At 71.3% G+C, this 17,825-nt stretch carries 13 protein-coding genes and 1 pseudogene; 6 read left to right on the forward strand and 8 right to left on the reverse strand.

Translation table 11 applies throughout. The annotated features are described in order from the left end of the window. Window positions 1-230: 230 nt before the first annotated feature. Both O7615_RS08455 and O7615_RS08460 read left to right on the forward strand, forming a co-directional pair. Window positions 231-944 carry a M23 family metallopeptidase gene (locus O7615_RS08455; protein WP_278176819.1) on the forward strand — a complete coding sequence of 238 codons (714 nt, stop codon included), beginning with the start codon at window positions 231-233 and terminating at the stop codon, window positions 942-944. Window positions 945-1,219: 275 nt separating this feature from the next. Continuing rightward, on the forward strand, window positions 1,220-2,002 hold the full coding sequence (locus O7615_RS08460) for a M23 family metallopeptidase (RefSeq protein ID WP_278176820.1): 783 nt from the start codon (window positions 1,220-1,222) through the stop codon (window positions 2,000-2,002). 345 nt (window positions 2,003-2,347) lie between these two features. Here O7615_RS08460 and pcrA read toward each other — a convergent pair whose 3' ends face one another. Further along, on the reverse strand, window positions 2,348-4,789 hold the full coding sequence (gene pcrA, locus O7615_RS08465; protein ID WP_278176821.1) for a DNA helicase PcrA: 2,442 nt from the start codon (window positions 4,787-4,789) through the stop codon (window positions 2,348-2,350). A gap of 284 nt (window positions 4,790-5,073) precedes the next feature. Here pcrA and O7615_RS08470 point away from each other — a divergent pair, with 284 nt between their 5' ends. After that, on the forward strand, window positions 5,074-5,442 hold the full coding sequence (locus O7615_RS08470) for a chorismate mutase (RefSeq protein ID WP_278176822.1): 369 nt from the start codon (window positions 5,074-5,076) through the stop codon (window positions 5,440-5,442). Window positions 5,443-5,554: 112 nt separating this feature from the next. Here O7615_RS08470 and O7615_RS08475 read toward each other — a convergent pair whose 3' ends face one another. The 7 genes from O7615_RS08475 to O7615_RS08505 form a co-directional block, all read right to left on the reverse strand. Further along, entirely contained in the window at window positions 5,555-6,565 is a 1,011-nt protein-coding gene (locus O7615_RS08475) for a dipeptide ABC transporter ATP-binding protein (RefSeq protein ID WP_278176823.1), read from the reverse strand. Then, window positions 6,558-7,595 (reverse strand): ABC transporter ATP-binding protein, encoded by a 1,038-nt coding sequence (locus O7615_RS08480; protein ID WP_278176824.1) that lies wholly within the window; start codon window positions 7,593-7,595, stop codon window positions 6,558-6,560. The genes O7615_RS08475 and O7615_RS08480 overlap by 8 nt, the downstream gene beginning before the upstream one ends. Window positions 7,596-7,680: 85 nt before the next feature. Next, entirely contained in the window at window positions 7,681-8,619 is a 939-nt protein-coding gene (locus O7615_RS08485) for an ABC transporter permease (protein WP_278176825.1), read from the reverse strand. 237 nt (window positions 8,620-8,856) lie between these two features. Continuing rightward, window positions 8,857-9,873 (reverse strand): ABC transporter permease, encoded by a 1,017-nt coding sequence (locus O7615_RS08490; protein WP_278176826.1) that lies wholly within the window; start codon window positions 9,871-9,873, stop codon window positions 8,857-8,859. 100 nt (window positions 9,874-9,973) lie between these two features. Beyond that, entirely contained in the window at window positions 9,974-11,608 is a 1,635-nt protein-coding gene (locus tag O7615_RS08495; RefSeq protein WP_278176827.1) for an ABC transporter substrate-binding protein, read from the reverse strand. Between the two features lie 349 nt (window positions 11,609-11,957). Beyond that, a complete protein-coding gene (locus O7615_RS08500) occupies window positions 11,958-12,644 on the reverse strand; it encodes a response regulator transcription factor (RefSeq protein WP_278176828.1) in 687 nt (228 codons plus the stop codon). Beyond that, a complete protein-coding gene (locus O7615_RS08505) occupies window positions 12,644-13,909 on the reverse strand; it encodes an ATP-binding protein (protein WP_278182021.1) in 1,266 nt (421 codons plus the stop codon). The genes O7615_RS08500 and O7615_RS08505 overlap by 1 nt, the downstream gene beginning before the upstream one ends. Before the next feature lie 171 nt (window positions 13,910-14,080). Between O7615_RS08505 and O7615_RS08510 the strand changes: the two genes are divergently transcribed. From O7615_RS08510 to O7615_RS08520, 3 genes and pseudogenes are all read left to right on the forward strand, one after another. Then, window positions 14,081-15,970: a PspC domain-containing protein gene (locus tag O7615_RS08510; RefSeq protein WP_278176829.1), complete on the forward strand. Its 1,890-nt coding sequence runs from the start codon at window positions 14,081-14,083 to the stop codon at window positions 15,968-15,970. Beyond that, window positions 15,967-16,173 (forward strand): annotated as a pseudogene (locus tag O7615_RS34315) (hypothetical protein); the annotation flags it as partial. The gene O7615_RS08510 and the pseudogene O7615_RS34315, both read left to right, overlap by 4 nt. A gap of 389 nt (window positions 16,174-16,562) precedes the next feature. After that, window positions 16,563-17,810 carry a phosphatidylserine decarboxylase gene (locus tag O7615_RS08520; RefSeq protein WP_278176832.1) on the forward strand — a complete coding sequence of 416 codons (1,248 nt, stop codon included), beginning with the start codon at window positions 16,563-16,565 and terminating at the stop codon, window positions 17,808-17,810. The last annotated feature ends 15 nt before the right edge of the window (window positions 17,811-17,825 follow it).

Raw genomic sequence — 17,825 nt, forward strand, 5'->3', positions numbered from 1 at the left:
GATAAGGAGGACGCCCTTCCACTGCCGCGAGCCATGACAATCACGGATGGAAAGGGACAGAATGGTGCAGGCAATTCGGCGCTCCGGCTTGTGGCACGACTGACGGTTGGCTACCGTGTCCACGGTTGTCATCAGGTCTACGGACGGGTGACGACGCGAACAGCCGACGCAGGGTCACCAGATCCAGCCGGCGGCTGATCCGCATCGGAACCCGACAACGGAGGGTATGCGTGCGCCAGCGCCTGTCGTCTGAGCCCGATCGATATCGCGGTCGCCGCCGCGTGCCCACCCCCCCACGTAGCCGTTACGCCGCGGTCGTCACCACCGCCTTTGTCGGTGCCGGCGTGGTGGCGCTCGGCGCCAGCGCCATGCCGGACGCCAAGAGCGTCAACCCCTCGGTGCTCGACGAGCTGAAGCAGGCGTCGATCAGCAGCCAGGGCGCGGCGGAGCGGGCCGACGCCGCCGAACGGGCCTCCCGCGACAGCCGCAACGGCCCGGAGAGCGCCACCGACTCCGGGGTCTGGCTGCTGCCCCTGCAGGGCTACGACTTCAATTCCCCGTACGGAATGCGCTGGGGCAAGCTGCACACCGGCATCGACCTGGTCGCCCCGGAGGGAACCCCCTACGTCGCGATCCACGAGGGCACGGTCACCAAGGCCGGCTGGTTCGGCGGCTACGGCTACACGGTCATCGTCCAGCACGCCGACGGCAGCGAGGCGATCTACGGCCACTCGTCGGCGCTCAGCGTGCGCGAGGGGCAGCAGGTCAAGGCCGGCGACCAGCTCGGCCTCGTCGGCAACACCGGTCACTCCTACGGCTCCCACCTGCACCTTGAGGTCCATGTCAAGGGCGAGCCGCTCGACCCGGTGCCGTGGCTGCAGGAGCGCGGAGTGGACATCAAGCTACAGGTCGAGGCAATCTACAGCGAGGTAGCCGCGTCCTGACGCCCCGTAACGCCCGTTGGCCGCCCGGATCGATCGATCCGGGCGGTTTCACGTTGCCGTCCGACGGCGGAAGTATCCCAGCTCACAGCCCTGACTGTGACCCACGGCACAGCCGGCGCCGCACACCACGTCGGGCAGCCGATGACAACGACGGACAGACCCGGACAGCCACCGGCCACCGTTCCCCGGCCGCCCTGACCCCCGATACCCGCCCCGGCCAGGACCGACACCAGGATTTCGAGGTCACGTGCCACTCGAACCAGTGAGGTCCGCCCGTGCAGGACGACAACCCGACCCCGTACCGCACCATCCCCCATGCCCCGGCCCGGCACCGGCGCCGCCCCGGCTGGCGCCCCCGCTACCTGGTCCTCGGCGCGGTCGCCCTGGTCGGGCTCGGCGTCGGTGGTGTCGTCGTGACCACCCGCGACGACCGGCCGGCGCCCAGCCCGGTCTCCCTCGACGCACAGGCCCGGACCGAGGCCGCCGCCCGCGCCGACCGCTCGGCCCGCGAGCCCGTCACCTCGAACAGTCCGACGGCGAGCCCGTCGGTGAGTCCGTCGGCGAGCCCGAGCCCGACCGCGACTCCCACGGCGAAGCCGAAGGCCAGCAAGACCACCAAGGCGGCGCCGAAGCCGGCCAGGAGCGCGACGCCGAAGTCGTCCTGGGTGATACCGATGGCGGGCGCGACTGTCACCTCCTGCTACGGGCCGCGGTGGGGCACCCTGCACGCCGGCATCGACTTCGCGCTGCCCGCCGGCACCCCCGTCCGCGCCGCCTTCGGCGGCACCGTGACGAAGGCCGGCGACGTCGGCGACGGGTACGGCATCTCGGTCGTCATCGACCACGGGAACGGCTACCTGACCCACTACGCCCACCTGAGCACGGCCCGGGTGAGCGTGGGCGGGAAGGTCAGCACCGGGCAGACCATCGGCCTGGAGGGGTCCACGGGCGACTCGACCGGCCCGCACCTGCACTTCGAGGTGCACCAGGGCCAGATGTGGAACCAGATCGACCCCGCACCGTTCCTGCGCGCCCGGGGCATCAACGTGGCCTGCTGATGAAGAGGTGCTCGCAGACAGGTCGATCCACACTCGGTTGCGCGGCTGGGTGAGGTATCTCCGGGTGTGCGGAACGCGCCCTGTCGAGCTGAGCCGTTCGTGCTATCACCCGCCGGCCACGTGATACGGCCGGGACCGTCCGGTCGCCGAAGACCCGGCTGCCGCGCCTCGCGCGTACCGGCCGGCGGCCGGGGAGGTGGGGGCGCGGGGTGGGCGATAGCGCAGACGATTCAGCTCGACAGGGCCGACAACCCAACAGCTGGACTGCCGCGCCGGCCGACGACTCCGACACCGGCCCTAGCTAGGACTCGTGCGGTCGGCGTCGTGACCGAGGTGCCTCCAGCCTCAGAGCTTCTCGATCGGGGCGTGCCGCAGCACCAGCCACATCGTCTGGTCGCCGAAGTCGATCTGCGCCCGGGCGCCCGGGCCGTGCCCCTCCACGGCCACCACCCGGCCGAGGCCGTACCGCTGGTGGTTGACCCGGTCCCCGGCCGCGACCTTCGGCCCCTGCGGCAGCTCGCTCGCGGTGGCCAGCCGGCTGCCGTCCACGCCGAGCTTCCGCGCCAGCTGCACGGCGCGGGGCGTGCCCCCGGCGAAGGCGCCCCGGCCGCCGGTGGCCCGCTCCGCGCGGCCACCCACGCCGCCGCCACCGCCACCCCACGAGGTGTACGACCCCTCGGTCCGCTCCCAGCGGACCAGTTCGGGCGGCAGCTCCTCGACGAAGCGCGACGGCGGGTTGTAGGACGGCTGGCCCCAGGCCGAGCGGGTCACCGCCCGGGAGAGGTAGAGCCGCTGCCGGGCCCGGGTGATGCCGACATATGCCAGCCGGCGCTCCTCCTCCAGCTCCCGGGTGTCGCCCAGCGAGCGCAGGTGCGGGAAGACTCCGTCCTCCAGACCGGTCAGGAACACCACCGGAAACTCCAGGCCCTTGGCGGTGTGCAGGGTCATCAGGGTGACCACGCCCTGGTAGGGCACGGCGTCGTCCGCCTCGGCGCCGTCAGGTGCCGAGGCGGGCTGCGCAGGCACCTGGTCCGCGTCGGCGACGAGCGCGACCTGCTCCAGGAAACCGGCCAGGGTGGCCTGCTCCCCAGCCACACCGATCGCCTCGATCCGCTCGGTGTACTCGCGGGCGACGCTGACCAGTTCCTGGAGGTTGTCGACCCGACCCGCGTCCTGCGGGTCAAGGCTCTCCTCCAGCTCGGTCAGGTAGCCCGAGCGGGTCAGCACCGCCTCCAGCACCTCCTCCGGGGTGCCGTCGACGGCCAGTTCGCGGGCGGCGTCGAGCAGCGCGACGAACTCGGCGATGCTGTTGGCCGCCCGGGTCGAGATGCCCGGCGCCTCCCTGGCCCGGCGCAGCGCGGCACCGAAGGAGATCCGGTCCCGGCTGGCCAACGCCTCCACGCACGCCTCGGCACGATCGCCGATGCCCCGGCGCGGCGTGTTGAGGACCCGGCGGAGGCTGACCGTGTCGTCGTCGTTGACCACCGCACGCAGGTAGGCCAGTGCGTCCCGGACCTCCTTGCGCTCGTAGAAGCGCACCCCGCCGACGACCTTGTACGGCAGGCCGACCCGGATGAACACCTCCTCGAAGACCCGGGACTGCGCGTTGGTGCGGTAGAAGACCGCCACGTCGCCCGGGCGGGTGTCGCCGGCGTCGACCAGCCGGTCGATCTCCCGGGCCACCCAGTCCGCCTCGGCGTGCTCGGTGTCGGCGACGTAGGCGACGATCGACTCGCCCGGGCCGGCATCGCTCCACAGCCGCTTCGGCTTGCGGGACGTGTTGCGGTCGATCACCGCGTTCGCGGCGTTCAGGATGGTCTGTGTGGAGCGGTAGTTCTGCTCCAGCAGGATGGTGCGGGCGTCGGTGAAGTCGCGCTCGAACTCCAGGATGTTGCGGATCGTCGCGCCCCGGAACGCGTAGATCGACTGGTCCGCGTCACCGACCACGCACAGCTCCGCCGGATCGAGGCCCTCGGTGCCGGAGACCAGCTCCTTGATCAGGGCGTACTGTGCGTGGTTCGTGTCCTGGTACTCGTCGACCAGGACGTGCCGGAACCGGCGGCGGTAGGTCTCCGCGACGTGCGGATGCGACTGGAACAGGTGCACCGTCGTCATGATCAGATCATCGAAGTCGAGCGCGTGCGCCTCGCGCAGCCGTCGTTGGTAGAGGGCGTACGCCTCGGCGAGGGCGCGCTCGTTGGGCCCGCTGGCCCGGGCCGCGAACGTCTCGGGGTCGACCAGCTCGTTCTTCAGGTTCGACACCTGGGCGGCCAGGCCGCGCGCCGGGTAGCGCTTCGGATCCAGGTCGAGCTCGCGGGTGACCAGCTGCATCAGCCGGCGGGAGTCGTCGGCGTCGTAGATCGAGAAGGTGGACTTCAGACCGGCGTGCTCGTGCTCGGCGCGCAGGATCCGGACGCAGGCGGAGTGGAACGTGGAGACCCACATCAACCGGGCACGCGGGCCGACCAGGGCGGTCACCCGGTCCTTCATCTCGCCGGCGGCCTTGTTGGTGAAGGTGATCGCGATGATCTCGCCGGGGTGCACGTCGCGCGCGGCGAGCAGATATGCGATCCGGTGGGTCAGCACCCGGGTCTTGCCGGAGCCGGCGCCGGCGACGATCAGCAGCGGTGAGCCCGCGTGGGTGACCGCGTCCCGCTGGGGGCCGTTGAGGCCCTCCACCAGTTGCGACGGGTCGAGGCGACCGGGGGCGGGCCGATGCGGCGGCAGCGCCCGGGCGGGCTCGGCGGCGGGCGGCGGGGACGCGGGGATGTCGAAGAGAGGATGCATCGCACGGCGAGTCTATGCCGCCCGCCCGACATCGCCCGCCCGCGGCGTCCCCGAGCGGTAAGGATGGCCTTCCGCCCGGTTTCCTTGCGTGTCGCCCGGTCGGGCGGCATACTCGACGGCGTGCTCGACCAGCGCTTCTACTTTCCCTACGGCACCGGGAGTCCGGCAGCCGTAGGTCGCGCCTGATCGACTAGACCTGCGAAAGCCCCGGGCTCCTGGAGCCCGGGGCTTTCGTCGTCCCGGGATCCGGGCACTGGGCACCAGACCGTGAGAGGTACCCGAAGATGGCAGACGTGATGGAGCAGAGCGGAGTCCCGACCGGCTCAGGCACGACCCCGAACGACGCGGCCTCGTCCGGCGATCCCGGGTCCGGGCCGGGCGGCCGGGTCACCGGCACCCGGGAGCCCGGCGCCGCCGCCCGGATCGCCGAGATCCGGGAACGGATCGACGAGATCGACCGGGCGCTCATCGAGCTGTGGCAGGAGCGGTCCGCGCTGTCCCGCGAGGTCGGCGCGACCCGGATGGCCTCCGGCGGAACCCGGCTCGTGCTCTCCCGGGAGCAGGAGATCCTGGAGCGGTTCCGCGCCGCCCTCGGCGCCGACGGTACGCAACTCGCGCTGCTGCTGCTGCGGGCCGGCCGCGGCCCGCTGTGACGAGGACCGGGGCGCCGACCGCGGTAACGGCCGACGCCCCGGTCACTGAGGAGGCACTACCTTCACCGCCGCTCCCGGTACGGATGGTCGAGGGCCGACGGCGTCTGTGCGGCTACTCCGTCGCGTGCACCACGTCGCGTACCTCGGCGAAGTGGCAGGCGCTCGGGTGGCCGGACTTGTCGCGGATCTGCAGGAGCGGCTCCTGCTCGGCGCAGACGTCCTGGGCCTTCCAGCACCGGGTGCGGAACCGGCAGCCCGACGGCGGGTTGGCCGGTGAGGGCACGTCGCCGGTCAGCACGATCTGGTCCCGGTGCCCGCGCAGCTTCGGGTCCGGCACCGGCACCGCCGACAGCAACGCCTGCGTGTACGGGTGGGTGGGCTTGTCGTAGATGTCGTCCTCGGTGCCGATCTCAATGATCTTGCCGAGGTACATGACCGCGACCCGGTCGGCGATGTGCCGGACCACCGACAGGTCGTGGGCGATGAAGATGTACGACAGGCCCAGTTCGTTCTGGAGCTTCTCCAGCAGGTTGATCACCTGAGCCTGGATGGAGACGTCCAGCGCCGAGACCGGCTCGTCACAGAGGATGATCTCCGGGTTGAGCGCCAGTGCCCGGGCGATGCCGATGCGCTGCCGCTGGCCGCCGGAGAACTGGTGCGGGTAGCGGTTGATGTGGTCCGGGTTGAGACCGACCAGTTCCAGCAGCTCCTGCACCTTGCCGCGCCGGTTGCCCTTCGGCACCACGTCCGGGTGCACCTCGAACGGCTCGCCGATGATGTCACCGACGGTCATCCGGGGGTTGAGCGAGGTGTACGGGTCCTGCATCACCAGCTGGATGTTGCGCCGGCCCCGACGTCGCTCCTCGGCGCCCACCTTGGACATGTTCTTGCCCTGCACGAACAGGTCACCGGAGGTCGGCGTCTCCAACCCGACCAGCAGCCGGGCCAGCGTCGACTTGCCGCAACCGGACTCACCGACGACGCCGAGCGTCTCGCCCCGGCGCAGCTGCAGGTTGACCCCGTCGACCGCCCGGACCGCACCGTACTGCTTCTTGAAGACGATGCCCCGGGTCAACGGGAAGTGCTTGACCAGGTCCCGGGTCTCGAGCACCACGTCACTCATCGCCCTTGACCTCCTTCCAGAAGTGGCAGGCGGCCGTCCGGCTCGGCGACACCTGGTACAGCGGCGGCGCCGGGTCCTTCCGGCAGACGTCCTGCGTGTACCGGCAGCGCGGGTTGAACGCGCATCCCGGCGGGATGTTCGTCAACGCCGGCGGCAGCCCCTTGATGGCGCTGAGCTCCTGGCCCTTGAGGTCCAGGCGCGGGATCGACTCCAGCAGGCCCTTGGTGTACGGGTGGGCCGGGGTGGCGTAGATGTCGTCCACGCTGGCTTCCTCGATGACCCGACCGGCGTACATGACCGAGATCCGGTCCGCCACGTCGGCCACCACACCCATGTCGTGGGTGATCAGCACCAGGCCCATGTTCCGTTCCCGCTGCAGCTCGGCCAGCAGGGCCATGATCTGCGCCTGCACGGTCACGTCCAGCGCGGTGGTCGGCTCGTCCGCGATCAGCACCTCGGGGTCGAGCGCCAGCGCCATGGCGATCATGACGCGCTGCCGCATACCACCCGAGAACTGGTGCGGGTAGTCGCTCACCCGCTGCTTCGCGGCCGGGATCTTGACCAGGTCCAGCAACTCGACGGCACGGGCCTTGGCGTCCTGGCGGGACATGCCCCGGTGCTTGCGGAACAGCTCGGCGAGCTGGAACCCGACGGTGAAGACCGGGTTCAGCGCGGAGAGCGCGTCCTGGAAGATCATCGCAATCCGGTTGGCGCGCACCTTGCGGCGCTCCGACTCCGGCAGCTTGAGCAGGTCGATGCCCCGGTAGAGGATCTCCCCACCGGTGACGAAACCGGGGGGCGAGTCCAGGATGCCCATGATCGCCTGGGCGGTCACGCTCTTGCCGCAGCCGGACTCGCCGAGGATCGCCCGGGTCTCGCCGGCCCGCAGGTCGAAGCTCACCCCGTTGACGGCGTGTGCGATGCCGTTACGGGTGCGGAACTCCACGTGCAGGTCCTTGACCTGCAGCGGCAGCGCGTTCGGGTCGGCACCCGCCAGCGCCTCCAACTTGACGTTCACATCAGTGCTCATGCCGGCACTCCGCTTCGCTCCGTGCCCTCGTGAGGCACGACCGCCCTGTGCTGATGACTCGCTCGCTGACAGTCGCTCATCGGGCTCACCGGAACTTCGGGTCGAGGGCGTCACGCAGGGCGTCACCCATGAGGATGAAGGACAGCACCGTGCCGACCAGCAGACCGCAGGGGAACAGCAGCAGCCACGGATCCTCCAGGAAGTAGACCTGGTGGACCGAGATCATGATGCCCCAGGACTGGGCCGGCGGCTGGAGCCCGACACCGAGGAAGGTCAGCGTGGCCTCTGCGGCGACGAACGAGCCGAGCACGATCGTGGCGTAGACCAGCATCGGGGCGATCGCGTTCGGCAGGATGTGCCGGAACATCAACCGCGAGTTGCGGGCGCCCACCGCCTTCGCGGCGTGCACGTAGTCCAGATCCTTGGCGGAGATGACGCTGCCCCGGGTGATCCGGGCGATGGTCGGCCAGGCGAGCAGGAAGAGCACCAGGGTGAGGGTCCAGATGTTCTGCCGCTTGATCACGGTGAGGAAGACGATCGCACCGAGCAGGAACGGCAGCGACAGGACGATGTCCATCACCCGGGAGATGATCGCGTCGACCCAGCCGCCGTAGTAGCCGGCCAGCAGGCCGAGCGTCCCGCCGAACAGCACGATGCCGCTGGTCGCCATCACCGCGATCACCATCGACGGCCGCGCACCGTAGATGGCGTGCGAGTAGTAGTCGCAGCCCAGGACGTCGAAGCCGAAGGGATGCTCCCAGTTCGGAGAGAGCCGGGACCGGTCGGTGTTACACGCCCGCGGATCCTGGCTGGTCCACAACGTCGGGAGGGCCGCCATCGAGCCGACCAGCAGGACGTAGAGGGAGGCGATCACGAAGACCGGGTCCCGCAACAACTGCCGCCGCGCGTCCGCCCAGAGGCTGGCGCTGCGGTCCTTGCTGCCACCGGGCGCGTCCGTCGTGGGGCCGTCACCGGCCACCGGCGCGCCGCCGACGGCAGTACCGGCGCTCGTCAGGTCGCTCATGCCGGCACTCCGCTTCGCTCCGTGCCGCCATGAGGCACCACCACGCTGAGCCTGATGACTCGCTCGCTCCGCTCACTCATGCCGGCACTCCGCTTCGCTCCGTGCCGCCATGAGGCACCACCACGCTGAGCCTGATGACTCGCTCGCTCCGCTCACTCATGTCCACACCTCGTTTCGCTCCGCCCGGCCACTGGGAGCGGTCGGAAGACCTGCGTCCGCATCGTCGTCAAGCCCCGGTCACTCATAGCGGATCCTCGGGTCGAGCACGGCGTACAGGAGGTCGACCAGCAGGTTGGCGATCAGGACGACCAGCACCAGCATCGTCACCACGCCGATCACCACCGAGGACTCCCCGGTGCGCGCGGCCATCGTCACCAGCCGGCCGATGCCCGGCACGTTGAAGATGGTCTCGGTGACCACCGCGCCCGCCATCGCGGCGCCGATGTCGACGCCCAGGAAGGTGATCACGGGGATCAGCGAGTTGCGCAGCGTGTGCACGCCGATGACGCGCTTGGTGGCCAGGCCCTTGGCCTTGGCCGTACGGACGTAGTCGGCCCGGATGTTCTCCATGATGCTGGTCCGGGTCAGCCGGGCGGTGACCGCCAGCGACGTCGCGCCGAGCACCATGCCCGGGATGATCAGGCTGGCCCAGGGATAGTCCGGTTTGAAGACCGGGCTGAACACGCCCACCGAGATCAGATCGGGGATCCAGTCCTGCCCGCGCAGCACGTTGCCGAACTTGACCCCGACGAACTCCCGCACCACCAGGCCGAGTACGAAGATCGGCACCGAGATGACGAAGACCGTGCTGATCTTCACCAGGTAGTCGACGAAGCTGCCGCTGCGCAGGCCGGCGAGCACACCGGCCGCGATACCGACGATCGCCTCGAAGAGGATGGCGATGAGCAGCAGCTTGAGGGTGAACGGGAGGGCATCGGCGACCAGTTCGGTGACCGGGCGCTGGCGCAGGTTGATGCCGAAGTCCGGCGGGTAGGTCAGAAAGATGTTCTGTAGCCGTTCCCCGAAGAGCCCGAAGCAGGGGTTGCCCCGCTGGCCGAGGCAGGGGTCGTCGTAACCGAGCCGCTCGGTGATCGCCTGAAGCAACGCCGGCGGCGGCGTCCGGTCCCCGAACAGCGCCCGGGCCGGGTTCCCACTGAACTGGATCGCCAGCGAGGTCAGGTAGTGGAGCAGGAACATGGTGCCCAGCACGGTGGGGATGAACTGGAGCAACCGTCGGATGACGTAGCGCCCCATCTCGGGGTCTCCTCTCGGCGCTGACGTGGCGGCAACGATCACCCTGGTGGGGAGACCGTTGCCGCCACGTCGTATTACGGCAGGATCAGGCGGCTGAAGCTCAGTTCTGCTTCAGCGAGGTCGCACCGTAGTCGGCGTCCGAGACGGCGTTCCAGACGAACTGGTCCACGTTCTCGCTGTAGACCGCTCCGACCTTGTTGAACCACATCGGGATGACCGGCAGGTCCTCGCCGAGGAGATCCTCCGCCTTCTGGTAGGACGGGATCGCGGCCTCGACCGAGTCGGCAGCGTCACCCTCCTTCAGCAGGGCGTCGAACTCCGGGTTGCTGTACTTGGAGTTGTTGCTGCCGGCAGTGCTGCCGTACAGCGGGTACAGGTAGGTCTCCAGGAACGGGTAGTCCGGGCCCCAGCCGAGGCGGAACGGACCGGTGAACTTCTTCTTGTCCGCCGTGTCGAGGTACTCCGGGAACTGCAGGTTGACCCGCAGCTCGTAGTCGATGCCCAGCGCCTCGCGGATCTGGTCACCGACCGCCTGCAGCCACTGGTCGTGGCCGGCACCGGCGTTGGCCCACAGGGTCAGCTTCTTGCCGGCCGGCCAGCCGCCGGCCTCGGCGAGCAGCTGCTTGGCCTTCTCGACGTCCTTGGTGCAGTACTTGCAGACGCCCTCACGAGCACCCTCGAAGGTCGGGGCGACGAAGCCGCTGGCCGGGGTGAACCGGCCGTCGAAGACGGCGTCGATGATCGACTGGCGGTCGATCGACAGCGAGAGCGCCTGCCGGATCCGCTTGTCCGCGAAGTCGTCGTTGTACAGCGGCATGCCGACGTAGGTGAAGCTGTCACCCGGCAGCTCGTACATCCGGTCGCCGTACTGGGCGCTGGCCTCCTTGTACCGCGCCGGCGGCAGGGTGTACATCACGTCCAGCTCGCCCGCCTGGAAGGCGGAGTAGCCGGCGTCGACGTCGGCGAAGATGCGGTACTCGATGCGGTCCGGCTTGCCGGGCTCGCCGTTCCAGCTGTCGCTGCGGACGACGTTGATGCCGACGTTGTGCTGCCAGTTGCCATCGATCTTGTAGGGGCCGTTACCGATCGGCTTCTCGTTGCACGCGGCGATGTCCGCGACGCACGCCTCGGCCATCGGGAAGAAGCCCGGGTAGCCGATCGTGGTCGGGAAGCCGGAGAACGGCGCCTCCAGCTCGACGGTGAAGGTCAGGTCGTCGACCTTCTTCAGGCCGGAGAGCTCCTTGGCCGCCGGCTCCGGGGCCTTCTGCGGGCCGTCGCCGTCCGGGTCCTCGGACTGCACGTCCGCGATACCGGCGATCCGCTTCATGAAGTAGCCGTTGTTCTGGGCGTTCGGCGAGTAGGCCGCGTAGTTCCACGACCGGATGAACGCGTCGGCGTTGACCGGCTCACCGTTGTCGAAGACGTAGCCGCTCTTGAGCTTGATCGTCCAGAGCTTCTGGTCGTCCGAATCGACCGACTCGGCCAGGTCCATCTCGACCGCGGAGGTCTCGGCGTTGTACTTGACCAGACCACGGAAGAGCTGGCGGATGACGTACAGCGACGGCTCGTCGTCACCACCGGACGGCGTCAGGAACGCCGGCTCCGACGCGTAGACGCGGAGCGTGCCGCCGGCCTGGCCGCCCGACTCGTTGTCGTCGCCACCGCCGCCACAGGCGGTGGCCAACATGGCGGTGGCGGTCGCCGCGACCGCCACCTTCAGGAATTTCCCGCGCATGGGAGTGCCTCCTCAGGGCGCTCGGCTCACGAGGGGGTTGTGAGGTGCCTGCCACTGTGACACCCGATGCGCCCAGGCGGGAAGGCGTGTTATCAAGCCGATACCCGGCCGGGACGGTGCCGACATCGATCCGGAGGCGCCTGTCCATCGCGGAGGAGACATGGTATGAGCTGCTCGTCAAGCACATTTCCACGCTCGCCCGGCCGGCTGGTGACAGCGGGCTGGCGGCACCGCGACGCCGCCGGAACATCGACGTGAATCCCGCCACTGCCGCCCGGATATTACCCGAAAGGACGAGGCCGATTCCAGCCCACCAGCCGAACCCTCTGGTCGTACGGTCGAAAGATCGTTACACCAGTCGCCGGTCCGCCGCCCAGCGGGACAGCTCGTACCGGTTGGACATCTGGAGCTTGCGCAGCACGTTGGAGACGTGCGTCTCGACCGTCTTGATCGAGATGTAGAGCTCCCGGGCGATCTCCTTGTACGCGTACCCCCGGGCGAGCAGCCGCAGCACCTCGCGTTCCCGGTTGGTCAACTGATCCAGCTCGGGATCGGCGACCGGGGCATCCGGACGGGCCGCGAAGGCGTCCAGCACGAAGCCGGCCAGTCGCGGGCTGAACACGGCGTCACCGTCCGCCACCCGCCGGATCGCCGCGGCCAGCTCGTCCGGCGAGATCGTCTTGGTCACGTAGCCCCGGGCACCGGCCCGGATCAGGCCGATCACGTCCTCGGCGGCGTCGGAGACGCTGAGCGCCAGGAAACGCACCTGGGGATGGCTGCGCCGCATCGCCTCCAGCACCGCCCGGCCGCCACCGTCGGGCATGTGCACGTCGAGCAGGACCACGTCCGGCTCGGTGGCCGCGATCCGGCTGACCGCCTCGGCCACCGTGCTCGCCTCACCCACCACCTCGACATGCGCGCCCAACTCGGCGCGTACGCCCGCCCGGAACATGGCGTGGTCGTCGACCAGGAACACCCGCAGCCGTTCGGACTCGGTGCCTGCCGGTTCGACCGGTGGCGTCGACTGCTCGGCCATCATCTGTCCCTTTCCGCCGTGGCCGAATCCCGGGAGATCGGCAGGATCAACCGGACCTCGGTCCCCTCTCCAGGCCGGGAGCGGATCTCCGCCCGGCCGCCGTGCCGCTTCATCCGCCCGACGATCGAGCCTCGGACACCGTGCCGATGGTCCTCCACCGTATCCGGATCGAACCCGGCACCCCGGTCCCGTACGAAGACACTGACCTGGTCGGGCTCGACCTCCGCGTAGAGCGAGACGGTCTGCACCCCGGCGTGCCGGGCGGCGTTCACCAGCGCCTCCCGGGCGGCGGCCACCAGCGCGCCGACCCGCTCGTCGGTTTCCCGGTCGCCGACCACGACGGCCTCCACGGTCATCGCGAAGGTGTCCTCGACCTCGGCCGCGGCCTGTTCCAGGGCAGCGGCGAAGCGCTCGGTGGGTGATCCGGTGGGCTTGTAGAGCCAGTTGCGCAACGAACGCTCCTGGCCACGGGCGAGCCGCTGCACGGTCTTGACGTCGCTGGCGTTGCGCTGGATCAGCGCGAGGGTGTGCAGCACCTGGTCGTGCACCATCGCCGCCAACTCGGCCCGCTCCTGCTCGCGGATGCGCCCCTCGCGCTCCGAGCGGAGCTGGTTCCACGTGCGCCAGAGCACCGGCGCGGCCACCACCCCGACGCCGGCCAGCCCGACCAACGCGAAGATCACCCCGTTGATCACGGCGTCGAGGTTCTGCGCCGGGGAGTAGACCGCGGCGACGCCGATGATGCCGACCGCGACCAGCACCCCGCCGCCGACGAAGCGGAGCACGAACGCGCGCCGGTCGCTCTCCTCTATCACCGCGCTCAGCCAGGGCACCGGCATCGACTCGCCCCACTGCCGCCGCCGCTCGGGCGCGGACTGGTGCCAGATCACCCCGGCGCCGACCGCGATGATGGCGACCAGCCAGCCTGCCGTGCCGGCCGCACCGATGGAGTCGAAGACCATCACCTGGATCAGCAGCACGCCCAGCCCGATGGCCACGAACGGCAGCAGCTGGCTGACGTCGCGGCGCGGCGGGATGGCGGTGTCACCCGGTCGCAGCGGCACGACGGCCCAGAAGGCCGCGTAGAGCAGCAGGCCGAGCCCGCTCAGCCCGAGCAGCACCATGAACGCGACCCGTACCCGGACCACCGGGACACCGAGATGCTCGGCGATGCCGGCGGCCACCCCGGCGGCCATCCGGTGTTCCGGGGCGCGATAGAGGCGGGGTGGTTGGCTGACGGTGCTGATCACGGTCTCCCTGGTCAGGATGGTCGGGCCGGCCGGTGGACGGGGTTCCCGGCGCCGATCCGATCGTCACACGTCACGTGGCCGCCCGACCACGGGGACGCCCCCGACATTCCGGCCGGCCGGATCTCAGGGTGGGGTCAGGGTCGCTTCCGGAGGCCGCTCGGGCGTCCGGAGAAGCAGTATCGAGGCATGACCGACGATGCTGCCCAGCCGCACCGGCCGGGACCGGCGGAACCGGACCCGACTTCTCCGGCGTCCGCCGAACCGGCCGTACCCGAATCGCCCGGCGCCGCCGCGGACGCCGCCGCGCCGTCCGGCGGACGGGCACCCGCCGGGGCGCAGGACAGGACGGCACCGCCGGTCGCCACGCCACCGTCCGCCGGCGCGACGGCGTGGGGCGGCACGGACGTACCACCGCCCGCCGGGCCGGGGGGGCCGGGCGGGCCGTGGCACGCCGCCGACCCCTGGCCGACCACCACACCACCGGCCGCCGGCGACCCCGCCGGCACCAACCCGCCGCCCGGGGGGCCCGGTAGCGGCGCGATGCCGGGCGGCGCCATGCCGGGTGATGGTGGCGGCGCCATGCCGGGTGGCGGTGGCGGCGCGATGCCGGGTGGCGGTGGCGCGGTGCCGCCGCCGGGTGGTCCGGGCGCGCCCTTCGGCGGTGCCGGCTTCACCTCTCGGTACGGGCTGGTCCGCCCCCGCGAGGGCCGTTACCTGGCGGGCGTCTGCGCTGCCGTCGGCCGGGCCACCAACACCGATCCGGTGCTCTGGCGGGTGCTGCTCGCGGTGCTCGGCTTCTTCGGCGGCGTCGGCATCCTGGTCTACGTCGCCGCCTGGTTGATCATCCCCGGCGAGGGCGACAGCGCCTCTCCGGTCGAGTCCATGCTGGGTCGTGGCCGCTCCAGCATGTCCCCGGTCACCGTGATCGTGCTCAGCATCGTGGTCGCGGTGGGCTTCGGCTTCGTCGTCACCGACGCATTCCGGGCGGTGCTGCTCGGCGCGGCCATCCTGGTCGGCGGCGCGCTGCTGCTCAACCGCCAGCAACGCGAGCACCGCGCCGGCCCGGCGCAGACCGCGCCGCCGGCCCCCGGCGAGGGCGCCGCCGGGAGCCCACCGGCGGCACCGGGTCCGGTGCCGCCGGTCAGCTACCCCGGGCCGACCGCCTACCCGGCGCCGCAACCCGGCCCCGGCCGGACCGTGACCGTCCCCGTGCCGGCCGCGTTCCACACGCCCGCTCCGGCATCCGGCATCCCGTCGCCGCCACCGGCGGCACCCGGGTCCGGGCGGCCCGACGAGCCGACCCTGCACCTGGCACCGACGCCGGGCTGGCCACCCGCCGGCACTCCACTCACCCCGCCGGGCACCCCGGCCTATCGTCCCCCGTTCGCCCCGCACGGCCCGTACGCCGGCCAGACTCAGGTGGCTCCGCCGCCACCGGCCAAGCCCCGGCCGCCCAAGAAGCCCCGCGAACGGTCCGCCCTCGGCGCGGTGACCTTCTCGCTGATCTTCGTCGCGCTGGGTCTGGTCGGCATCCTCGACCTGCTGGATGTCTTCGCGATCGGCGCCTCGGCCTACTTCGCGGCGGCACTCGCCGTGATCGGTCTCGGCCTGCTCGCCGGCACCTGGTTCGGCCGGGCCCGCTGGCTCATCGCGCTCGGCCTGGTGACCGCCGCCGCGCTGGCCGTGGTCACGGTCGTCGAGTCGTACGACCGGGTCCGCGGGGTGGACGGCGCGGTCACCTGGGCGCCGGCCGACCGTCGCGACCTCGCCCTCCGGTACGAGCAGAGCTTCGCCGACGCGGTGCTCGACCTGCGGGCGATCGACTTCGACCAGCAGCAGACGGAGATCACCGTCGTCATCAACTTCGGCCAGGCCACCGTGGTGGTGCCGCCACACGTGGACGTGACCGCGGTGACGCAGGTGACCGCCGGTGACGCGAACGTCCTCGGCCAGCGGGCGCGCGGCATGGACAACCGGCTCGCCGAGATCGTCGATCTCGGCGCGGACGGCTCCGGCGGCGGACAACTGCGCCTGAACCTGCACGTCAACGCCGGACACATGGAGGTGACCCGGTGAGGGTCCACCGCACCGACCTGGTGTCGTTCGCCTTCGGGCTGCTCTTTCTCGCCCTCGCCGCCTGGTGGCTGCTCGCCCAGGTGCTCGGTCTCGTCGTGCCGCCGGTCGGCTGGTTCCTGGCCGGCGGGCTGATCCTGGTCGGCGGGCTCGGCCTGATCGGCGCCCTGCGCTCCAGCCGGCACAGCAGCACACCGGCGACACCCGACAGCACCCCGGCGGCACCCGACGCGCCCGGCGACACCAACCCGGAGCCGACCGACCCGGAACCGACGGGAGCGGCCGGCGCCGAGACCGCCACGGCGACCACGCCGGAGAGCACCACCGGCACGGACGCGGACGAGGCTCGCACGCTCGACCTCTTCGCCGGAGACGAGCTTCCGCCGCCGGGCCGGGGGCCCGCCGCCTGACCGTGCGGCGCCCGTCGCTCGCCGCCTATGCTGGCCGGTGTGCCCCCGCCTGCGCCGACCGGCCCACGCCGTGAGCATCCCTCGCGGGTCACCGGCTCGCGCGGGCCGTCCGTGGCCGGGCCGACCTCGCCGCCGGCGGTGACTCTCGCGTCGGTCGCCATTACCCCGTCAGGAGCCCGTTCGACATGACCCAGTCCCCCGCCGTGCGTACCCCCGACCGATCCGGTCCGGTCCGCCTCGGCGAGCGCGCCGCCCGTACTCTCGTCTCCGAGCTTGCCCGGATCAACGACCCGAAGGCCGCCCTGCTGGTCGGCGCCGCCCCGGAGTCCGCGGTGCTGGCCGCGGCGATCGAAGCGTTGCTGCCCGGCGACACCCTCACGGTGGTGCCCGCCGAGCGGGTCAGCGCCGCGGCGCTGCGGGAGCACGTCACCGCCCAGGGCCGCTGGGTCGCCGACCGGGTCCGCGTCGTGGACAGCCTTGCCGAGGCCGAGCCCGCCGCGGTGGTCGTCGCCGCCCAGGCGTTCACCGGCACCGCCGACGAGGCCCGCGGTGCCATCGAGGCACTCACCAAGTACCTGACCGACGGCGCGGTGCTCACCGTCGCCACCGCCGTCGCCCGGACCGCCGGCGCCGCCGCCGAGCTGGATCGGCAGGGCGCGCTGTACGGCGTCGGCGACGACCTGGTGCTGCGCAACTCCCCGCCGGTACGCGTGTACCGGCTCCGCTTCACCCCGGCGGACGCGGCCTCCGCCGAGCGTCTCGCCCCCGCGTACCGGCCGTCGAGCGTGCCGCTGACCCGCGGCATGCACATCGACTCCAACGGGGTGGCCGCGGCCGGCATCGCCCTCGGGCTGGCGGCGCTGACCCGCCTGGCCCGACCGAAGTCGAAGCTCTGGCTGCTGCCCGCGCTGGCCGCCGCACCGGTGGCCGCCTTCTTCCGGGATCCAGAGCGGGACGTGCCGGAGGATCCCTCAGCCGTGGTGGCCGCCGCCGACGGTCAGGTGCTGTCGGTGCAGCGACTGACCGACGAGCGCTTCGGCGACGGCGAGTTCCTGCGGGTCGCGGTCTTCCTGTCGGTCCTCGACGTGCACGTCAACCGCTCCCCGGTGGCCGGCAAGGTGGTGGACTACTTCGTCGCCGACGGCGGGTTCGTCAACGCGATGAAGCCCGACGCGGAGCACAACGTGGCCGCGTACACGGTGCTGGACACCACGCACGGCACGGTGGTGGTGGCCCAGCGGACCGGCCTGATCGCCCGGCGGATCGTGCAGCGTGCCCCGATCGGCGCGTTGCTGGCCCGCGGCGAACGACTGGGGCTGATCCGTTTCGGCTCGCGGACCGACGTATACCTGCCGGCGGATGCCGCGGAGCCGCTCGTCGGGCCGGGCGACAAGGTGATCGGTGGGTCGAGCGTCATCGCCCGCTGGCGCTGATCGTCATCGAACGCG

This window comes from Micromonospora sp. WMMD1082 (assembly GCF_029626175.1).
Classification (GTDB): domain Bacteria; phylum Actinomycetota; class Actinomycetes; order Mycobacteriales; family Micromonosporaceae; genus Micromonospora.

Bases quoted from the DNA above. Each gene is read 5' to 3' on its own strand.
- pcrA (WP_278176821.1), bottom strand. From the start codon at position 4,789: ATGCATCCTCTCTTCGACATCCCCGCGTCCCCGCCGCCCGCCGCCGAG.
- O7615_RS08470 (WP_278176822.1), top strand. From the start codon at position 5,074: ATGGCAGACGTGATGGAGCAGAGCGGAGTCCCGACCGGCTCAGGCACG.
- O7615_RS08475 (WP_278176823.1), bottom strand. From the start codon at position 6,565: ATGAGTGACGTGGTGCTCGAGACCCGGGACCTGGTCAAGCACTTCCCG.
- O7615_RS08480 (WP_278176824.1), bottom strand. From the start codon at position 7,595: ATGAGCACTGATGTGAACGTCAAGTTGGAGGCGCTGGCGGGTGCCGAC.
- O7615_RS08485 (WP_278176825.1), bottom strand. From the start codon at position 8,619: ATGAGCGACCTGACGAGCGCCGGTACTGCCGTCGGCGGCGCGCCGGTG.
- O7615_RS08490 (WP_278176826.1), bottom strand. From the start codon at position 9,873: ATGGGGCGCTACGTCATCCGACGGTTGCTCCAGTTCATCCCCACCGTG.
- O7615_RS08495 (WP_278176827.1), bottom strand. From the start codon at position 11,608: ATGCGCGGGAAATTCCTGAAGGTGGCGGTCGCGGCGACCGCCACCGCC.
- O7615_RS08500 (WP_278176828.1), bottom strand. From the start codon at position 12,644: ATGGCCGAGCAGTCGACGCCACCGGTCGAACCGGCAGGCACCGAGTCC.
- O7615_RS08510 (WP_278176829.1), top strand. From the start codon at position 14,081: ATGACCGACGATGCTGCCCAGCCGCACCGGCCGGGACCGGCGGAACCG.
- O7615_RS08520 (WP_278176832.1), top strand. From the start codon at position 16,563: ATGACCCAGTCCCCCGCCGTGCGTACCCCCGACCGATCCGGTCCGGTC.